This window comes from Vibrio sp. KUL70 (genome assembly GCF_059725515.1).
Map to the genome: position 1 here is coordinate 1,975,454 of NZ_AP045834.1, position 17,373 is coordinate 1,992,826.

A 17,373-nucleotide genomic window follows, 5' to 3' on the forward strand; every position below is an offset into this window, starting at 1 on the left:
ATTTTTCTCACAATAATCTTACTATTCTACTCCCTTCCTGAGCATCTGCCTATACCACGGCTGTGCTCTATCTTGTCTAATCGAATGATAATTCCAGCCTTCAGTGTCAATCATGATGGTAATTTGACCACTTTCACCAGTATCTAACCATTTCGCATTGATCGACTGATATCTTTCAACAACATCTTTATTGGGCATTCCCCATCGATTACCTTTTGATAATGACGCCAGCGCCAGTGTCGGTGAAACAGTCTCAACAAAACGACGACTCGATGAGGTTTTGCTTCCATGATGAGGGACAAGCATAACGTCACTTTTTAAGGCTAGACCTTTTCTCGACAACATCCATTCGCTAACCAATTCGATATCACCTGTCAGTAGCATTGAAAATTGACTACGCGGGTCGAACAAACGTACAACACAAGAGTGTGGGTTATATGCGCGTTTTGTCATTTTTGGAGGCCAAAGAACCTCAAACTTCAAACCTTGCCAATGCCAAACGTCTCCCTCGATACAGGTATATATTTGAGACCCAGTTTGTTGCGCAATACCTTGGCTACTTCGTACCCAAAATTTCGATTTCGATTTCGATGCCATGAGATCATCTAAGCCTCCTGCATGATCTGAGTCTAGATGGCTAAGAATGACACCATCGATAGTTGGGTTCGCTCTTTGGTGTAGTATTGGCAATAACGTTGAAGTAACAACAGAGCCCTCTTGCCAATGGTTACCCAAATCATAGAGCAGTGTTCGCCCCTCTTTTTCGATAATAACAGCAAGGCCATGCCCTACATCCAGTACATCTACTCTCCACGCTTGCGCGATATTTTGTGGTGCTGTTTCACGAATACTTATTAGTACAAGCAACAATATACTCACCCAAGGTCTGAAATAGCGATAAATGAACAAACTGATAAGTACAGCTAAACTCAACCATTGAGCTACCTGTACGTCAAACACCCACCAAAAAGGTTCCGCCCAAGAAGACGATATAGAGATAACCTCGAGTAGAACATCAACGCATTTCCATAAAATCTGCATACGCTCTGATACAAAAATATGGACAAATAACGCTATGAAAAGCATCGGCATGACTAAAAAAGTGACCCAAGGCAACATCAGTAAGTTATAGAAAATTGAAACAGCACTTAAGCCTTGGTAGTAATAAAGAGTCATGGGCAGTAACAAGAGTGTGAGCACACACTGAACTTTGACGGCCAAGACTAGCTTTCTGACAAAGCGAGTATGAGAGTGTTCAGAACTCGATATCGCAACTGCATATAAAACGGCTGCTAATGAGCCAAAAGAGAGCCAAAAACTCCCAGTCAGTATCGAATATGGCCAGATAACGAGAACAATACAGATGCTCAACAGAATAAAGTTTAGACTACTGATGCTTCTCCCCTGCCAAACAAAGTAACTCCCCAAACAACACATCACTAACGCCCTAACGGTTGGTAATGTGAAGCCTGAAAACCAACTGTAGATCAGCGCCGTTGTTAAGCCTGCGATAAAAGGAGCCCAAATCATTGTCGGTGTGATACATCGTATGCCACGCCCTAGCTGATAACCGATGCCAAAAGCCATACCAATGTGTAAGCCTGAAATCGCGACCAGATGAATCAAGCCGCTGCTTTTAAGCTCTAACCACCTTTGTTGTGGGATGAAGTCACGATAGCCAAAGGTTAACGCGACAATGAGATCTCGGTTCGATAATGAACTCAGGTTGCGAGTAATTTGATCAAACCAAATCGCGCGCCAAGAGGAAGTTGATTGAATACGATAGCGCGTGCCCGGCAGATAAGAGGCATGAGCCACTATTTTTTGACTAAAAGAGTAGGTCTCTAGATCGAAGCCAGCTTCGTTGAGCTTACCTAAAATAGGTTTCATCCTAACGCTCAACTCAATTTTTTCGCCCTGAGTGACCCGAAATGGCGTAAACAACCTTACCTTTACCTGTTGCCACCTGTCTAATTTATCACCGTTAATTGATCTAACTACAATAACGCTTTCATAACTCCGGCTATTTTCACTAAAAAGGCTAACAACCGATGCATTTATGGTAATATCCGCTCCGGAATTAAAGAGTACAGTTGTTTGCTGTTTTACCAAACCACTGACGATTAAAACCACCATCACCCCACAGAGAACACCTCTTAAAGGTCGGGAAGCGCTATACTTGGTTGAAGCTATTAAAAGTAGCAATATCACCCAAGCCCAGTTCCAACGGGGCATAACAGGCCATAGGCTTGCTGACATTAATGTCAAAGAAAAAGACAATAAAAACCAAGTATTCAACAAAAGAGTTACTTCCCATATGCCAAGAAAGTTTATTAAGCGTTTTATGCCTGACCATGAACTCATCAAGCGTCAGAAAGCATTAAAAGTTTTTGGCAACGTGCTATATAACCCAAATTTATGGTGCTTAAATCGACGCTCTGCCGCAGGTGCATTTGCCGTGGGTCTATTTATGGCTTTTGTTCCACTACCAAGCCAGATGATCATGTCCGCAGGTCTTGCTGTTATGTGTGGTGTTAACTTGCCATTGGCGGTTGCTTTAGTTTGGGTAAGTAACCCAGTAACCATGCCGGTTCTGTTTTATTTCGCCTATAAAGTTGGTGCATTCGTTATGCATGTCCCGCCTCAACCGTTCCACTTTGAGCTTTCTTGGGACTTCATTCTTGCTCAAATGAGCACTATTGGCCCTCCATTCCTACTTGGTTGCCTAATCTGTGGCATCGTTTCTGCGATTATCGGTTACTTCGGGATTCGTGGGTTGTGGCGATATTCTGTAGTAAGAAGCTGGAAGAAAAGACAAGTAAGATAGAGATAAGGTTGTCACAACATCCTCAACTTCGCGGTTAGTAAAACAGTGAAAACCGAGCTGCAAAGCAAGAATTAAAACTCTGTTGCATGTAATTTTCAGTCATAGCGCTAGACTGCAAGGGCAAGAAAACCAAAAAAGGATCCCAATTGGGATCCTTTTTTAATACCGTCAGTAGAATGTTATTTTGAGCTTAATACTGCCGCTGGATTTAATTTTGCAGCGCGAGAGGCCGGATAAAGTGTCGCCAGTAAGCTTAAGACTATCGCGGTACCAGACACCACCAGCACATCCATCATATCTAGTTGCGAAGGTAAGAAGTCCACAAAGTAGATATTTCCAGACAAGAACTGGTGATCAATTAACGACTCTAACCCTTTTATCAAGTGAGTGAGATTGAGAGCCACTAATACACCAACCACACTACCAACTAGACTACCCAACACACCAGAAAACGCACCCTGCCATACAAAAATACGCTTCACTAACCCATCAGAAGCGCCCATTGTTCTTAAAATGGCGATCTCGGAAGCTCTGTCTTTCACAGCCATCATCAGTGTTGATACGATATTGAAACAAGCCACACCAATAACCAAGACCATAACCAAATACATGATGGTACGTACTAGCTGTATATCTCGGTACAGGAAGCCATATTTTTGCTGCCAACTTCTTAGATATACATACACATCCAACTGGTTACCGACTTCGCGCACAATGTTATTCGCGTTGAGAACGTCATTCACCTTAAGTGAAACGCCAGTCACTGCATTGCCTAACTTGGCGTAGCTTTGGGCATCCTTTAACGGTACAAGCGCTAAGTTATGGTCTATCTGCCCATTCAAGGTCAATAGCCCCGCTACTTTTACCCGTACACGCTTTGGCGCTTGAACCTTAACGGAACCGTTCGCCGTTGGAATCATCAAGGTTAAGTAGTCCCCTACTTTAGCGTCAATAGAGTCCGCTACACCTGAACCAAGAATGACTTTTTGCTCACCACTGTGAAATGATTGCCAAACCGATTCGTCGATAAAATTGCCCAGGCTCGATACCTGCGATTCGAGCTCTGGATCAATACCACGCACTTCGATCGCCTTAAGTTCTTTACCACGTTCTGCTAGAGCCGTAATTTTTACATAAGGTGCTGCAGCCAACACTTTTTCATGACTCACGGATTCGTCAATCACATGTTGCCAACGCTCAATCGGTTCATTGACGCCCTCAAATTCACCGTGCGAGATAACCGAAAGCACTCGAGATTCTAGTTCACGCTCAAAGCCATTCATCGCCGATAAACCAATAATGATCACCGCGACCCCAACCGCAATTCCCACAGTTGAAGAGAGTGAAATAAAGGAGACCATTTTGTCGCGCTGTTTAGCACGGCTAAATCGTCCACCAATCAAAAGGGATAAAGAGGCAAACACTAATTCACCTCCTCATTTACATCCACCAGCAGTCCATCTTGCATATGTAGCTGACGATCCATTTTTGCTGCTAGTTCACCATCGTGAGTGACAACCAAAAAAGCCGTATTGTATTCACGATTTAGCTCGCGCATTAGATCGTAGATAGAGAGTGCCGTCGCATGATCGAGGTTACCAGTAGGTTCATCTGCCAATACCAGCGAAGGTTTGTTTACTAAAGCTCGAGCAATCGCAACACGCTGTCTTTCACCACCAGACAGCTCCGACGGGCGATGATCGACTCGATGACTCAGCCCCACCTTATCCAACAAGGCTGCCGCCTCTTTTTTAGCTTGGCTCGGTTTTACACCACCGATTAGAAGAGGCATAGCGACGTTTTCTAGAGCAGAGAAATCCGCAAGTAAGTGGTGAAATTGATAAACGAAACCCAGATGCTGATTACGTAACTTCGCTTGCTTATTCGAGCTCAGCGCCGCGAGATCTTGGTCTAGAAAGTGGACACTTCCCGATGACGCATCATCCAGTGCACCCAAAATGTGTAGCAAGGTACTTTTACCCGAGCCCGACGTCCCGATAATTGACACCAGTTCACCCTGCTCAATATCAAAGCTCACGCCTTTGAGCACTTCCGTATCCAGTGAACCTTCACGATATGTTTTACGGATGTCACGACATTGAAGGAAATTACTCATAACGAAGAGCCTCAGCAGGTTTAACAGAAGATGCGCGATAAGAAGGGAATACCGTCGCTATTAGACTAAGTGCGATCGCTAAAACAACGACCACGACAATTTGAATAGGGTTAATCAAGATTGGCAAACTGCCACCAAACGAAAACAGGGCTACACCCATAACTTCTAGAACCGTATTAAGATTCATCGCCAATATAACGCCCAAGATACCACCAGAGAGAGCACCAATCACGCCACTGCTCGCCCCTTGAACCATGAATATCCCCATCACTTGTCCATCAGACATACCCTGTGTTTTCAGAATCGCCACTTCAGACTGCTTCTCCATGACCACCATAATCAAAGCGGAGATAATGTTGAAAGCCGCCACTCCGATGATCAAGCCAAGCATCAGGCCCATCATATTTTTTTCCATGCGCACAGCTTGGAACAACTCACCACGCTGGTCACGCCAGTCACTCCACTCCCAACCTTGAGGTAGTGGCTGTTCAGCCAAATCTGCGACTACAAATGGGTCTTCGAAAAACAGTCTCCAGCCCGAGATGGTATCCGATTTAAAGCGCATTAAGCGGCCAGCATCCTCAATATGAGTCACCATTAATTGAGCATCGATATCCGAGCCTGTATTAAAAATACCAGCGACGGTAAAATTGCGTTGACTTGGAATTCGACCTAATGGCGTATATTGACTGGCAGAGGTCACCATTAGCCGCACTTTGTCACCCAGTGAGACTTTGAGGTTTCGCGCTAATGTATGCCCTAGGAATAACTGATACTCACCCGCCTTCAATGAGGACAAACGCCCGGCAATAAGATGGTTTTGTAATGGGTCGTCAGAAGCAGGTTCAATACCAATCAGCAAACCCGCCGCCAATTGAGCTGGACTTTGAATCACAGCCTCGCTTCGGACTAAAGGTTCAACATGCCCGTTTAGTGACATTTGTTGAGCGAAGACTGGGGGCGTGTCTGTAAGCTGTGTCTTCGCATCACTTTCATAGACGACCGCTTGAGGTAAAACACCAAGGATACGGTCTTTAAGCTGCGCTTCGAATCCATTCATTACTGACAAAACAGTAACTAACGACAACACACCTATGGTGATTCCTGCCGTTGACATATAAGAGACAAAACGGCTAAAGCGATCCCCAGAACGGCCTTTTAGGTAACGCAGACCGATAAACATTGAAATAGGATGAAACATACTTTGAACCATCGAGTAGAGTTGCGGGTTAATGTAACGGGAATTACTTTCAGTGTGTAGGGGTCAACTGCAAATATAGAGTGAATTCACCGAATTAGTCGGCCATGACGCACGGCAGAGCACCATTTTCGCTTCAAAAACAAACTATTTGCTACTTTGCCAATACCAACCTTGATTACTGTAGCCACATAGCGATAATCAATAGATCACTTCAAGGAACTAAAGCATGACAGAGCAAGAATTTTTCACCGTCCACCATAGCCTTAACGCCAACATCGAGCCGATGGCTGAAGATTTTGTTCTCCCATCGCAAATCCAGTTCGAATCAGAGATTCCGGCTCCGTTTGTGGTCGCGAGTGAATTTAGTCAACTTGATCTCATGGCAGACAGTGCGCGTAAAGAGTTGAAAAGCAGCGACCTCAAAAACGTCATCAGCTTGCTTGATGCGCAAAATTCTAAGCTTAACTTACTGCTCAGTTTTATGCTCTCTCAACAAGACCAAGCAGAATATCGCACTCATACATACAGTTTTGGTGCAAGTCAGTTCTCTTGCTTCACTCAGTTGGATATCGCTCAAGGAAGGTATGTAAAAGCGAAGTTGTTCCTTGAACACCCAGCCGCAGCGGTATATTGCTATGCTCAAGTAAGCAATTCAGTACCAAGAGACGGCGGGTTTGAAGTTTTATTTAAATATGCGCACCTGCGCGACACAGACCAAGATCTATTGATCAAAGCAGCCTTACATCAGCAACAGAAACTGCTTCGTCAACGCTCACTCGATCGAGATAACAAGTAAATCCCATGACCGATACATCGATTTTTACGTTACCGACGCCAAATGGCGCAGGGGACAAAAAGCATTTAGGTAATTTAATTGGCTCTTCACTGGCAGCTTCCATCGCAGGACTCGCTGAGCAACATAACAGCCACACCTTACTCGCGGTGCCCGACCCACAAATTGCTCTCAAATTACAGTCAGAAATCGAGCAATTTACCCAGCATTCGGTGAACCTATTCCCTGATTGGGAAACGCTACCGTACGATAGCTTCTCTCCGCACCAGGAGATCATTTCTGACCGTATTGCTCACCTGTATGCGTTGCCGACTCTAAAAACCGGAATCACGATTGTACCGATCAGCACACTATTGCAACGCCAGTCGCCAAGAGAGTTCCTTCTTCAACACACTCTAATGGTTAAAACGGGCGATCTTTACTCTCTAGAGAAACTGCGTCTGCAACTTGAAAAGTCTGGCTATCGTTATGTTGATCAGGTATTTGGTCCAGGTGAATACGCCAGTCGCGGCTCGATCTTAGATCTGTTCCCAATGGGTAGCAAAGACCCATATCGTATCGACTTTTTTGATGATGAGATCGATACCATTCGCACCTTTGATCCGGAAAATCAGCGCTCAATCGACGATATTGATGAGATTCGTCTTCTTCCTGCTCACGAATTTCCAACATCAGATTCGGCTATCGAAGACTTTCGCATTCGCTGGCGTCAACAATTCGAAGCGCGTCGCGAACCTGAATCTGTTTATATGCAGGTCTCCAAAGGTACATGGCCTGCGGGTATTGAATATTGGCAGCCGCTTTTCTTTGATCAAACCGAAACCTTGTTTGACTATGTCGCCGACGACACACAAATCTTGGCACTGGGTGATATCGAACAGGCCGTCGACACCTTCCTATCTGATGTAGAACACCGCTACGAGCAGCACGGTGTCGATCCATTGCGCCCATTGCTGTCGCCAGAACAACTTTGGCTGAAAAAAGATGAGTTGTTCAGTCACTTTAAGCAAAAAGCGCAAGTAGTACTTAGCATTGAGAGCTTAGAAGAGAAAGCAGGACGCACTAACCTGCCCGTTTCAGCCCTGCCAGATCTTAGTGTTCAGCATCAGAACAAAGAACCACTTGCTAACCTACGTAAATTCACAGAATCATTCTCTGGCAAGATCGTATTCTCGGTAGAGTCTCAAGGTCGACGCGAGGCTTTATGTGAACTATTGCAAGGCATCAAGATTCGCCCTGTAGAAGTCGAAACTCTCCTACAATCATTGTCAGAGAAAAATAAGTTTAACCTCGTTCTCGGTGCTGCTGAGCATGGTTTTATCGACAACCAACGTGAACTGGCCTTCATTTGCGAAAGTGACCTCCTAGGTGACCGAGTAATCCAGCGCCGCAAGAAAGACAAAAAGAGCGTTAACAGCGACACCGTTATTCGCCACCTTGCAGAGCTAAAACCTGGGCAACCTGTGGTTCACATCGACCACGGTATTGGCCGCTATATTGGCTTACAAACTCTCGAAGCCGGTGGCATGAAAACCGAATATGTCACACTTGAGTATCAAAACGATGCCAAACTTTACGTACCGGTTGCTTCGCTCAATCTCATTGGCCGCTACTCAGGTGGCGCTGAAGAGACAGCCCCTCTACACAAACTCGGGGGCGAAGCGTGGCAGAAAGCGCGTAAACGTGCCGCAGAGAAAGTGCGAGATGTGGCTGCAGAGCTTCTTGATGTATACGCTAAACGTGAGCTAAAACCGGGCTATAAATTTGTATTAGACCGCGGTCAATACGCCACCTTTAAAGCGGGTTTCCCATTCGAAGAGACCGATGACCAAGCAATGGCTATTAATGCCGTGATGTCTGACATGTGCCAACCAAAGGCTATGGATAGACTGGTGTGTGGTGATGTGGGCTTTGGTAAAACAGAAGTAGCAATGCGCGCCGCATTTGTCTGTACTGATAACGAAAAGCAAGTTGCCGTACTGGTACCCACTACCCTGCTGGCGCAGCAGCATTTCGAGAACTTTAGAGATCGCTTCGCTAACCTGCCGATTCGTGTCGAAGTACTGTCGCGCTTCAAATCAGCGAAAGAGCAGAAACAGATCTTGGCCGACGTTGCAGAAGGTAAAGTCGATATTGTGGTTGGTACGCACAAACTGCTTTCAAGTGATATCAAATTCCACGACCTTGGCTTGCTGATTGTCGACGAAGAACACCGTTTCGGCGTTCGACAAAAAGAGAAAGTTAAAGCGATGCGTGCTGATGTAGATATCCTCACCCTAACTGCAACGCCAATTCCAAGAACATTGAATATGGCGATGAGTGGCATGCGTGACCTTTCGATCATCGCGACGCCACCGGCTCGACGATTGGCTATTAAAACCTTTGTCCGTCAAAGTGATGATGCAGTGATAAGGGAAGCGGTACTACGTGAAATCATGCGTGGTGGTCAGGTCTACTTCTTACATAATCAAGTCGACACCATAGAAAAGACCGCAGAGTCGCTACAAAAACTGATTCCAGAAGCCCGCGTCACGGTCGCTCATGGTCAGATGCGTGAACGCGAGTTAGAACGTATCATGAATGATTTCTACCACCAGCGCTTTAATCTACTGGTGTGTACGACCATCATTGAAACCGGCATCGACGTACCAACGGCTAACACCATTCTCATGGATAGAGCGGACAATCTCGGTTTGGCTCAACTGCACCAACTGCGTGGCCGTGTAGGTCGTTCACACCACCAAGCGTATGCATACCTACTAACGCCGCATCCAAAAGCGATGACCAAAGATGCGATTAAGCGACTCGATGCCATTGCTTCACTCGAAGATCTTGGCGCTGGTTTCACGCTAGCGACTCATGATTTAGAGATCCGTGGTGCCGGTGAACTACTTGGTGATGAGCAGAGTGGTCAAATCCAATCGGTTGGCTTTAGCTTGTACATGGAGATGTTAGAGCAAGCGGTTGAAGCACTTAAGGAAGGTAAAGAGCCGTCGCTTGATGATCTGCTTCGTGAGCAAACAGAGATTGAGATGCGTCTCCCTGCACTTCTGCCAGACGACTACATCCCAGACATCAACACTCGCTTGTCGACATACAAACGCATCGCTAGTGTGACCAACAATGATGAATTGGCGGAACTGAAGGTAGAGCTTATCGATCGCTTTGGTGTACTGCCTGATGCGACCAAGAACTTACTGTCAGTCTCTGAACTGAAACTGGCGGCGGCGGCAATCAAAGCTAAAAAGATTGAAGCTCACGATAAAGGCGGTTTCTTAGAATTCTACCCAGACGCTGACATAAACCCAGCGTACCTTGTTAAACTATTGCAATCTCAACCGCAAAAGTTTTCAATGGAAGGGCCAACTAAGTTCAAGTTTACGGTACCATTGGTAGACAGACGGAAGCGAATTCAATTTGTCGGTGATCTTTTGAGCGAATTTAGACAAAACTTGCTACCAGCAAGCTAGCTTCACTCTTTTTCACTGAGCATTTAATTTATCCAGCCGGAGATCCGGCTGGGATACGGAGTAAAAATGAAACGACTGATCCCACTACTACTATTGTTAGTCTCTATGCCGAGTTTGGCACAAAGACAATTTGATATAGAAGTGATCATTTTCAAGCGTGCTGTTGATGCTGAACAGGTCAATGAATCATGGCCAAACAGCCTTCCTGAAATCTCTCTTGAGCGTGCCGGCTCTTTCCAGAACTCTCAGTTTCGTGCAAAAAAAGGCGTACAGATGCTGCCTTACTCTGAATATGAGCTGAATGGTGAGAAAGAAAAGCTGCGCAAGCACGCAGGCTTTGAAGTCTTAATGCATACCGCTTGGCGCCAGGGCGATGAAGGTCGTAATGCTGCACCGGTGTTCCATATTCAAGCAGGTAAAGATTACTCTCAATCTTTTAACGCTGATGGGTCAGAAAAGAGTGCCGTTGTTACAACCAGTGAAGAAGGTATTAAAGAAGAGACTATCGATAAGCCTCTTTATGAGCTAGATGGTAAGCTGCAAATCTACGTTCAACACTATCTATACGCAGAGACAACTCTAGATCTGAAAGCGCCAAGTGTTCGTGAAGTCACGCTCCAAGAGCAGCAAATCGAGCTAGACTCGCCAGTCAGTGGTGGCGACAGCACTGTCCAGGTAGGTAATTTGACTGAGATCTCTCCAACTGTAAAAGTTGAAGAGTTTCTAAAGAGCTACCGTATGGATCAAAAACGTCGTATGCGCAGTACTGAAACACACTACCTAGATCATCCTCTACTGGGCATGATCATTCAGGTTCGCCGTGTTGCGCAGTAGCCAAAGCTGTCAATAAGCTATACTTTATATATTATCGATACGCCCTCCTAGTGAGGGCGTTTTGTTATTAGGAGGGCAATATGAGTCCAGATTTTCACATAGTGACCCGCAACTTAGTCCTCAGAATCATAGAATCATCTGATGCGCCAGAGTTTGCTCAATGTATTCAACAATCTCCGAGTCTATCTCGCTGGATTGATTGGTGCCATGCTGAGTACTCACAACAAGAAGCAGAAAAATTCATCCTTGCAACTCGACTCAACTGGGTCAAAGCAGACGCGTTCGGTTTTGGAATATTTGACCGAGAGAGTGACAAATTAATGGGGATGGTGGCCATCAACGAGCTTTATCACACCTTCAATATGGCAAGCTTAGGGTATTGGGTCGCAGATCAATACCAAAGACGCGGCATCGCAAAAGAGGCCATGTTAGCACTGTTTGAGTTTTGTTTTGCCCAACTCAAACTCACACGTTTAGAAATTGTATGTGATCTCAACAATTTACCAAGCCAACATCTGATTGAAGCATGTGGTGCAGAGCGAGAAACCATTGCCCGAAACCGGTTTATTTTTAATGGTGAGCCCAAAGACGGTGTGGTGTACGCCGTGCTACCTCCTGGGTACTAGAGTTTCCCCACCAAGTCTCTTTCTAATCAAGTCGCATTAAATGCGGCTTTTTATTTTGAAAACAACCAACTAAGAGCGAGCTTTCCTTCTTTTGCTCATTTTTCTTTTCATAATTCTCAGAGTTAAATATACTGTATATATATACAGGTATTTAGCTATGCATGAACTGATCAAAAATCTACAAGACCGCCAACTTATCTGGAAAGGTCTGCAGCCTAGTACACAAGGGCAAACTCACTCTACAGGATACCCTGAGCTCGACAATCAGCTTAATGGGGGCTTTCCTACGCACGGCGTCATAGAAGTCGAATCTCAATCAGGTTTAGGAGAGATACGCTTACTGACACCTTACCTAGTGCAACAGAGCGCTCAGCGTCTTGCTGTGTTTATTAACCCTCCAGGTCATGTCTGTGGTGAGTTCTTTGATGCTCAAGGAGTGCCGCTTCATAACATTCTTGTGATCACGCCAAGTAGCGATATCGAAGCGTTATGGGCCGCTGAGCAGTGTCTGAAAAGTGGGGCTTGTCACTCCGTGCTTTTATGGGGAACGGAACTTGAGATTCATCAAACCAAGCGCTTACAAGCAGCGAGCGAAACGGGTCGCTGCCTGCAGTTTCACTTCAAGAGCAGCAGTCATAATCAACTCTCTTTGCCCGTGTCACTGAGCATGAAATTATCACCGCATCAACTTGGTTTAAAGGTGGAAGTTATCAAACGCAAAGGCAGTTGGTCGTACGGCAGCTTGGTTATAAACATGCAGCAACATTGGCCGCTTTTAATAGAACCAACATCTGCAGAACTGCACGACGATTCAACTATTATCCCCTTCCCAATTGCGAAACAAGGATGATCTATGTTGTGGCTCTATCTGCATTTTCCATCATTACAACTGGATAGCTTATTCAGTGGTGATAAGCAAAACCAACACCCGCTGATTATTGTTGATGAAAAGACGCATAAGGTAATTCAAGCCAATAGCTTGGCTTTGGATTCCGGAATAACACTGGGTATGGGGATTGGTTCAGCTGCCGCTCTCAATCATGAGCTCCAAGTGCTGCCTTATCGCGCAGAACTTGAAGAAAATCGCCTCAAGGAGATCGCACATTGGGCCTATCTAGTCACTTCTGATATGGCCCTACTGCCACCGAATGGGCTTTTAATTAAAACTTCAAACATGTTGTCGCTCTATGATGGGCTCGACAATTACTGGAGCACGCTAAAACAGCACCTTTCTACATTGAGTGTCCAATTCCACTTTGCCACTGGCTACTCACCTTTAGCGGCTATCTTGCTCGGGAAAAGATCGCTTAATGTAATCACAAGCGATACAAGGGCAATGAAGCACCATGTTCAACAGCAGTGCTTAACCAGTACCGAACTACCATGTAAACAGGTCGAGCGTTTACAGCGTGTCGGTATGGAGACGGTTGGGGACTTATTAAAACTGCCGATTCAAGATGTTGCACGCCGATTTGATATTGATCTGGTGAACTATGTTGGACGCCTAAACGGGCAATTTAAGCACCCTATTGATTTTTATCATCCACCTGAAAAGTTCGAACAGTATCTAGAGTTATTGTTTGATATCGAGAACCTGCAGTTTATTGAGAAACCACTGACCAAATTACTCACACAGCTCGAAGCCTTTTTGACACTCCGTGACCGTGTCGCTTTTGAAATCAAACTCACTCTACACCTACGAGACTGTGAGGATCACAGCGTGCCTTTTTTCTCCGCACAGGGAGACTACCTTGCCACTAAATGGGCACAGCTTACTCACCTTAGCCTAGAGTCTGTCACGATTAATGCTCCAGTTCAGGGGTTAACCTTAACCTTAGTTCGTCATGGAGAGCCTCAGGCGGCTTACCACGATCTGTTTGATGGCGACACAGGAACCCTAGCATCACTAGACTTGCTTTCACTCCTGCAAGCTAAGCTGGGGCAAGCAGCGATTCACTCACCTTTCACGCACCAGGACCCAAGGCCAGAGAAAGCCAATCAATACTCATTGCCTAAGTTAGCGTCTCAGGCTCAGAGTCGAAAACCTTCAGCAATGAATCGTGTTTCTTCATCACCACACAAGCGTTTAAGGCCAAGTATCTTATTACCAACACCAGAGCTATTAACGACACCTGTTACGCTATCTCAAGGCCCTGAGCGTATTGTTTCTGGCTGGTGGGATGGCGAGAAAGTGATTCGAGACTATTTCATTGCTCGTTGCGAAACCGGACGTTGGCTATGGGTGTTCCGCACCCCAAACAAAGCGTGGTTTATCCATGGGTTATTTAGTTAAGCAGATTCAGCAATCGAATCTGTTTCAGTAGCACCGACTATTAATTATCGAAGCTGACCAACGACTGTTTACACATTTTCATTAGGATCTTAATACGCTATGGCACAGCACTACTCTGAACTCTTTTGTCAAAGCAATTACTCTTTCCTAGAAGGAGCATCTCATGCTGAAGAGCTGGTTCTCCAAGCGGATTTTCTGCGTTACCACGCTTTAGCTGTCACTGACGAGTGCTCTGTTGCCGGTATCGTGAAAGTACATGCTGCAATAAAACAGCACCAGTTAGCGCTCAAGCAGATTGTTGGCAGTATGTTTTGGCTTAATGAAGAGTGCCAGCTCTTGTTACTATGCCCGGATCGACAAGCTTATGCGGAGCTATGCCGAATCATTACCAACGCTCGTAGACGCAGTGAAAAAGGGCATTACCAACTCTCTGAGTGGGATATCATGTCGGCCAAACACTGTTTAGTGATATGGCTCCCTCAACAAACTGCTCAAGATAATCATTGGGGAAGCTGGCTCAACCAACATCACTCAGGCCGACTTTGGATAGGAGTTCAGCGTCATCTTAAGCAGGATGATAAAGAGCATGTATCTCATTGTTCAACACTTTCTCAGCACCTACAACTTCCGATCACGGCCTGTGGTGGCGTACTGATGCATAATGCCAATCGCCTACCATTACAACACTCTCTTACGGCAATAAAGCATCAATGCTCCGTGCCCGAAGTGGGCAGTCACTTACTGGCTAATGCAGAACGGTGTTTACGTAGCATCAATAAGCTCAGCCATATATTTCAAAAATCGTGGTTGGATGAGAGTAACCACATTGCGAGCTTATGCCAATTTGACCTTGATAGCTTACGTTACGAGTACCCAAGCGAGCTGATTCCTGCAGGGCAAACGCCAAACCAATACCTCAGAAACTTGGTCGAACAAGGCAAGAAAAGCCGCTTCCCTGACGGGATACCCCTTGATATTGAGCAGATCATTGAGAAGGAGCTGAACTTAATTGAAGAGCTCGATTACCCTTTCTTCTTCTTAACCATTCACGACATCGTAATGTTTGCCAAACAACAAGGCATTCTTTACCAAGGCAGAGGCTCTGCAGCCAACTCTGTTGTGTGCTACTGCCTTGAGATAACGTCAGTCGACCCACGTCAGATATCAGTACTCTTTGAACGCTTCATCAGTAAAGAGCGTAATGAGCCACCTGATATCGATGTGGATTTTGAGCATGAGCGTCGCGAAGAAGTTATCCAATATATCTATCAAAAATATGGTCGAGAGCGTGCAGCATTAGCGGCTACCGTGATCTCCTATCGCTTTAAGAGTGCGGTACGAGATATAGGAAAAGCGCTCGGGCTGCAAGAGACACAGCTGGATTACTTCATTAAAAACACCAACCGCCGAGATAAGCACCAAGGGTGGCAGGCGCAACTGACACAGCTTGGATTACAGCCAGACTCTCTCAAAGGGAAACAGTTTATCCATCTGGTCGATGAGATCATCGGGTTCCCACGCCACTTATCTCAACATGTGGGCGGTTTTGTGATCTCTTCAGGCCCGCTTTATGAGCTCGTTCCTGTAGAAAATGCCGCCATGCATGAGCGCACGATCATTCAATGGGATAAAGATGACTTAGAAGCGCTTGGCCTACTCAAGGTCGATGTATTGGCACTTGGTATGCTATCTGCGATCCGTAAATGCTTCACCATGATCCAGCAGCATTATGGGCGATCACTGTCGATTGCAGAGATCACTCGTTTACAAGACGATCCCAATGTCTATGGCATGATTCAGAGAGCCGATACGGTAGGCATTTTCCAGATCGAATCTCGTGCACAAATGAGCATGCTGCCACGCCTAAAGCCAAGGAGCTATTACGACTTAGTGATTCAAATCGCCATCGTACGACCGGGACCAATCCAAGGTGATATGGTGCACCCTTTTTTAAAGCGAAGAGATGGACAAGAGCCCATCGACTACCCCTCTTCTGAGGTTAAATCCGTACTCTCCCGCACATTGGGCGTCCCTATTTTTCAGGAGCAGGTGATTAAGCTCGCCATGATTGCTGCTGGCTTTACGGGAGGTGAAGCCGACCAGTTACGACGAGCAATGGCAGCTTGGAAAAAGAATGGCAACGTATTTAAGTTTAAATCTAAGCTCATCGATGGGATGCAAAGCCGCGGCTACGATATCGCCTTTGCCGAGCAAATCTTTAAACAGATTTGTGGCTTTGGTGAGTATGGATTTCCCGAAAGTCACTCGGCCTCTTTTGCTGTGCTGGCGTACTGCTCTGCATGGCTAAAATACTATTATCCTGAATGCTTCTATGCATCGTTATTGAATAGCCAACCTATGGGTTTCTACAGCCCATCACAACTGGTGCAAGATGCGCAGAGGCACGGTGTGAAAGTCCTGCCTGTGTGTGTTAATGCTTCACAACGAGACCACATCGTCGTTAACCAAGAACAGAAATTGGCTATTCGACTTGGCTTAAGGCAAGTGAAAGGCTTAAGTGAACAAGCCATGGAAAGTTTAGTCGCCAACCGCCCTTACCACGGCTATCGCCATCCGAATCAAATCACTCAACTCTCCATCAATCGTAGAGATATTGAACTATTGGCTTCAGCGAATGCGATGCACAGTGTATCCGGTGATCGATTTCAAACTCGCTGGGCCTTAATGGATTCAGCCTCTGAACTGCCACTGTTTAGAGACATACACGAATCGCCTCAGCCACTTCGCCAACCCAATGCGACACAAGATTTATTAGAAGACTTTACCAGTACGGGTATCTCTCTCAATCAGCATCCAATAAGCCTGCTTGAGCAAGCAAACAAGCTTGGGCGTTTTACTCACATGCAAGACCTTAAGCATCAAAGAGATAAGTCTATGGTCACCGTTGTGGGTGTCGTGACGGGGAAACAGTCTCCGGGAACAGCAGCGGGCGTGACCTTTTTTACCTTAGAAGACAATACCGGCAATATTAATGTGGTGGTATGGAAGGCAACTGCTCGCTGTCAGCAACAAGCCTACCTCACTGCGAAAATTTTAAAAGTGAAGGGCATCATAGAGAAGGAAGGTGAGGTCGTTCATGTGATTGCAGGTCAACTTATCGATCTAACAGATGAGTTAACCGGGCTAAAAACTCAATCGCGGGAGTTTCATTAGTGTGAGTGACAATCCAGAAGATAATGCATGGTTTAAATG

Annotated in this window: 12 protein-coding genes; 8 read left to right on the top strand and 4 right to left on the bottom strand. The window is 45.7% G+C overall.

What is annotated here, in order from left to right; translation table 11 throughout:
* Positions 1 to 21 precede the first annotated feature (21 nt).
* The gene (locus AC6I7V_RS08575; protein WP_498010685.1) at positions 22 to 2,301 is read right to left on the bottom strand and encodes a DNA internalization-related competence protein ComEC/Rec2; all 2,280 of its coding nucleotides are present in this window, start codon (positions 2,299 to 2,301) and stop codon (positions 22 to 24) included.
* 16 nt (positions 2,302 to 2,317) lie between these two features.
* On the opposite strand from AC6I7V_RS08575, the gene AC6I7V_RS08580 reads away from it, so the two are divergent.
* Positions 2,318 to 2,827, top strand: a complete 510-nt coding sequence (locus AC6I7V_RS08580; protein WP_255230393.1) for a DUF2062 domain-containing protein — start codon at positions 2,318 to 2,320, stop codon at positions 2,825 to 2,827.
* A gap of 179 nt (positions 2,828 to 3,006) precedes the next feature.
* On the opposite strand, the gene lolE is transcribed toward AC6I7V_RS08580, so the two are convergent.
* The 3 genes from lolE to lolC are packed head-to-tail and all read right to left on the bottom strand — an operon-like array spanning position 3,007 to position 6,144.
* Complete coding sequence (gene lolE / locus AC6I7V_RS08585; protein WP_255230392.1) at positions 3,007 to 4,251, bottom strand: lipoprotein-releasing ABC transporter permease subunit LolE; 1,245 nt, start codon at positions 4,249 to 4,251, stop codon at positions 3,007 to 3,009.
* A complete protein-coding gene (gene lolD, locus AC6I7V_RS08590; RefSeq protein WP_372063961.1) occupies positions 4,251 to 4,943 on the bottom strand; it encodes a lipoprotein-releasing ABC transporter ATP-binding protein LolD in 693 nt (230 codons plus the stop codon). Before lolD ends, lolE begins: the two co-directional genes overlap by 1 nt.
* On the bottom strand, positions 4,936 to 6,144 hold the full coding sequence (gene lolC / locus AC6I7V_RS08595; RefSeq protein WP_255230390.1) for a lipoprotein-releasing ABC transporter permease subunit LolC: 1,209 nt from the start codon (positions 6,142 to 6,144) through the stop codon (positions 4,936 to 4,938). Before lolC ends, lolD begins: the two co-directional genes overlap by 8 nt.
* A gap of 226 nt (positions 6,145 to 6,370) precedes the next feature.
* Here lolC and AC6I7V_RS08600 point away from each other — a divergent pair, with 226 nt between their 5' ends.
* The 7 genes from AC6I7V_RS08600 (at position 6,371) to AC6I7V_RS08630 (ending at position 17,334) form a co-directional block, all read left to right on the top strand.
* Entirely contained in the window at positions 6,371 to 6,940 is a 570-nt protein-coding gene (locus AC6I7V_RS08600) for a PilZ domain-containing protein (RefSeq protein WP_255230389.1), read from the top strand.
* 5 nt (positions 6,941 to 6,945) lie between these two features.
* Positions 6,946 to 10,407, top strand: a complete 3,462-nt coding sequence (gene mfd, locus AC6I7V_RS08605) for a transcription-repair coupling factor (RefSeq protein WP_255230388.1) — start codon at positions 6,946 to 6,948, stop codon at positions 10,405 to 10,407.
* Between the two features lie 66 nt (positions 10,408 to 10,473).
* Entirely contained in the window at positions 10,474 to 11,241 is a 768-nt protein-coding gene (locus tag AC6I7V_RS08610; RefSeq protein WP_498010686.1) for a peptidoglycan binding protein CsiV, read from the top strand.
* Positions 11,242 to 11,321: 80 nt separating this feature from the next.
* Complete coding sequence (locus tag AC6I7V_RS08615) at positions 11,322 to 11,867, top strand: GNAT family N-acetyltransferase (protein WP_498010687.1); 546 nt, start codon at positions 11,322 to 11,324, stop codon at positions 11,865 to 11,867.
* 157 nt (positions 11,868 to 12,024) lie between these two features.
* Complete coding sequence (imuA, locus tag AC6I7V_RS08620) at positions 12,025 to 12,717, top strand: translesion DNA synthesis-associated protein ImuA (protein ID WP_255230385.1); 693 nt, start codon at positions 12,025 to 12,027, stop codon at positions 12,715 to 12,717.
* Between the two features lie 3 nt (positions 12,718 to 12,720).
* Positions 12,721 to 14,160 carry a Y-family DNA polymerase gene (locus AC6I7V_RS08625; RefSeq protein ID WP_498010688.1) on the top strand — a complete coding sequence of 480 codons (1,440 nt, stop codon included), beginning with the start codon at positions 12,721 to 12,723 and terminating at the stop codon, positions 14,158 to 14,160.
* 99 nt (positions 14,161 to 14,259) lie between these two features.
* Complete coding sequence (locus AC6I7V_RS08630) at positions 14,260 to 17,334, top strand: error-prone DNA polymerase (protein WP_498010689.1); 3,075 nt, start codon at positions 14,260 to 14,262, stop codon at positions 17,332 to 17,334.
* The last annotated feature ends 39 nt before the right edge of the window (positions 17,335 to 17,373 follow it).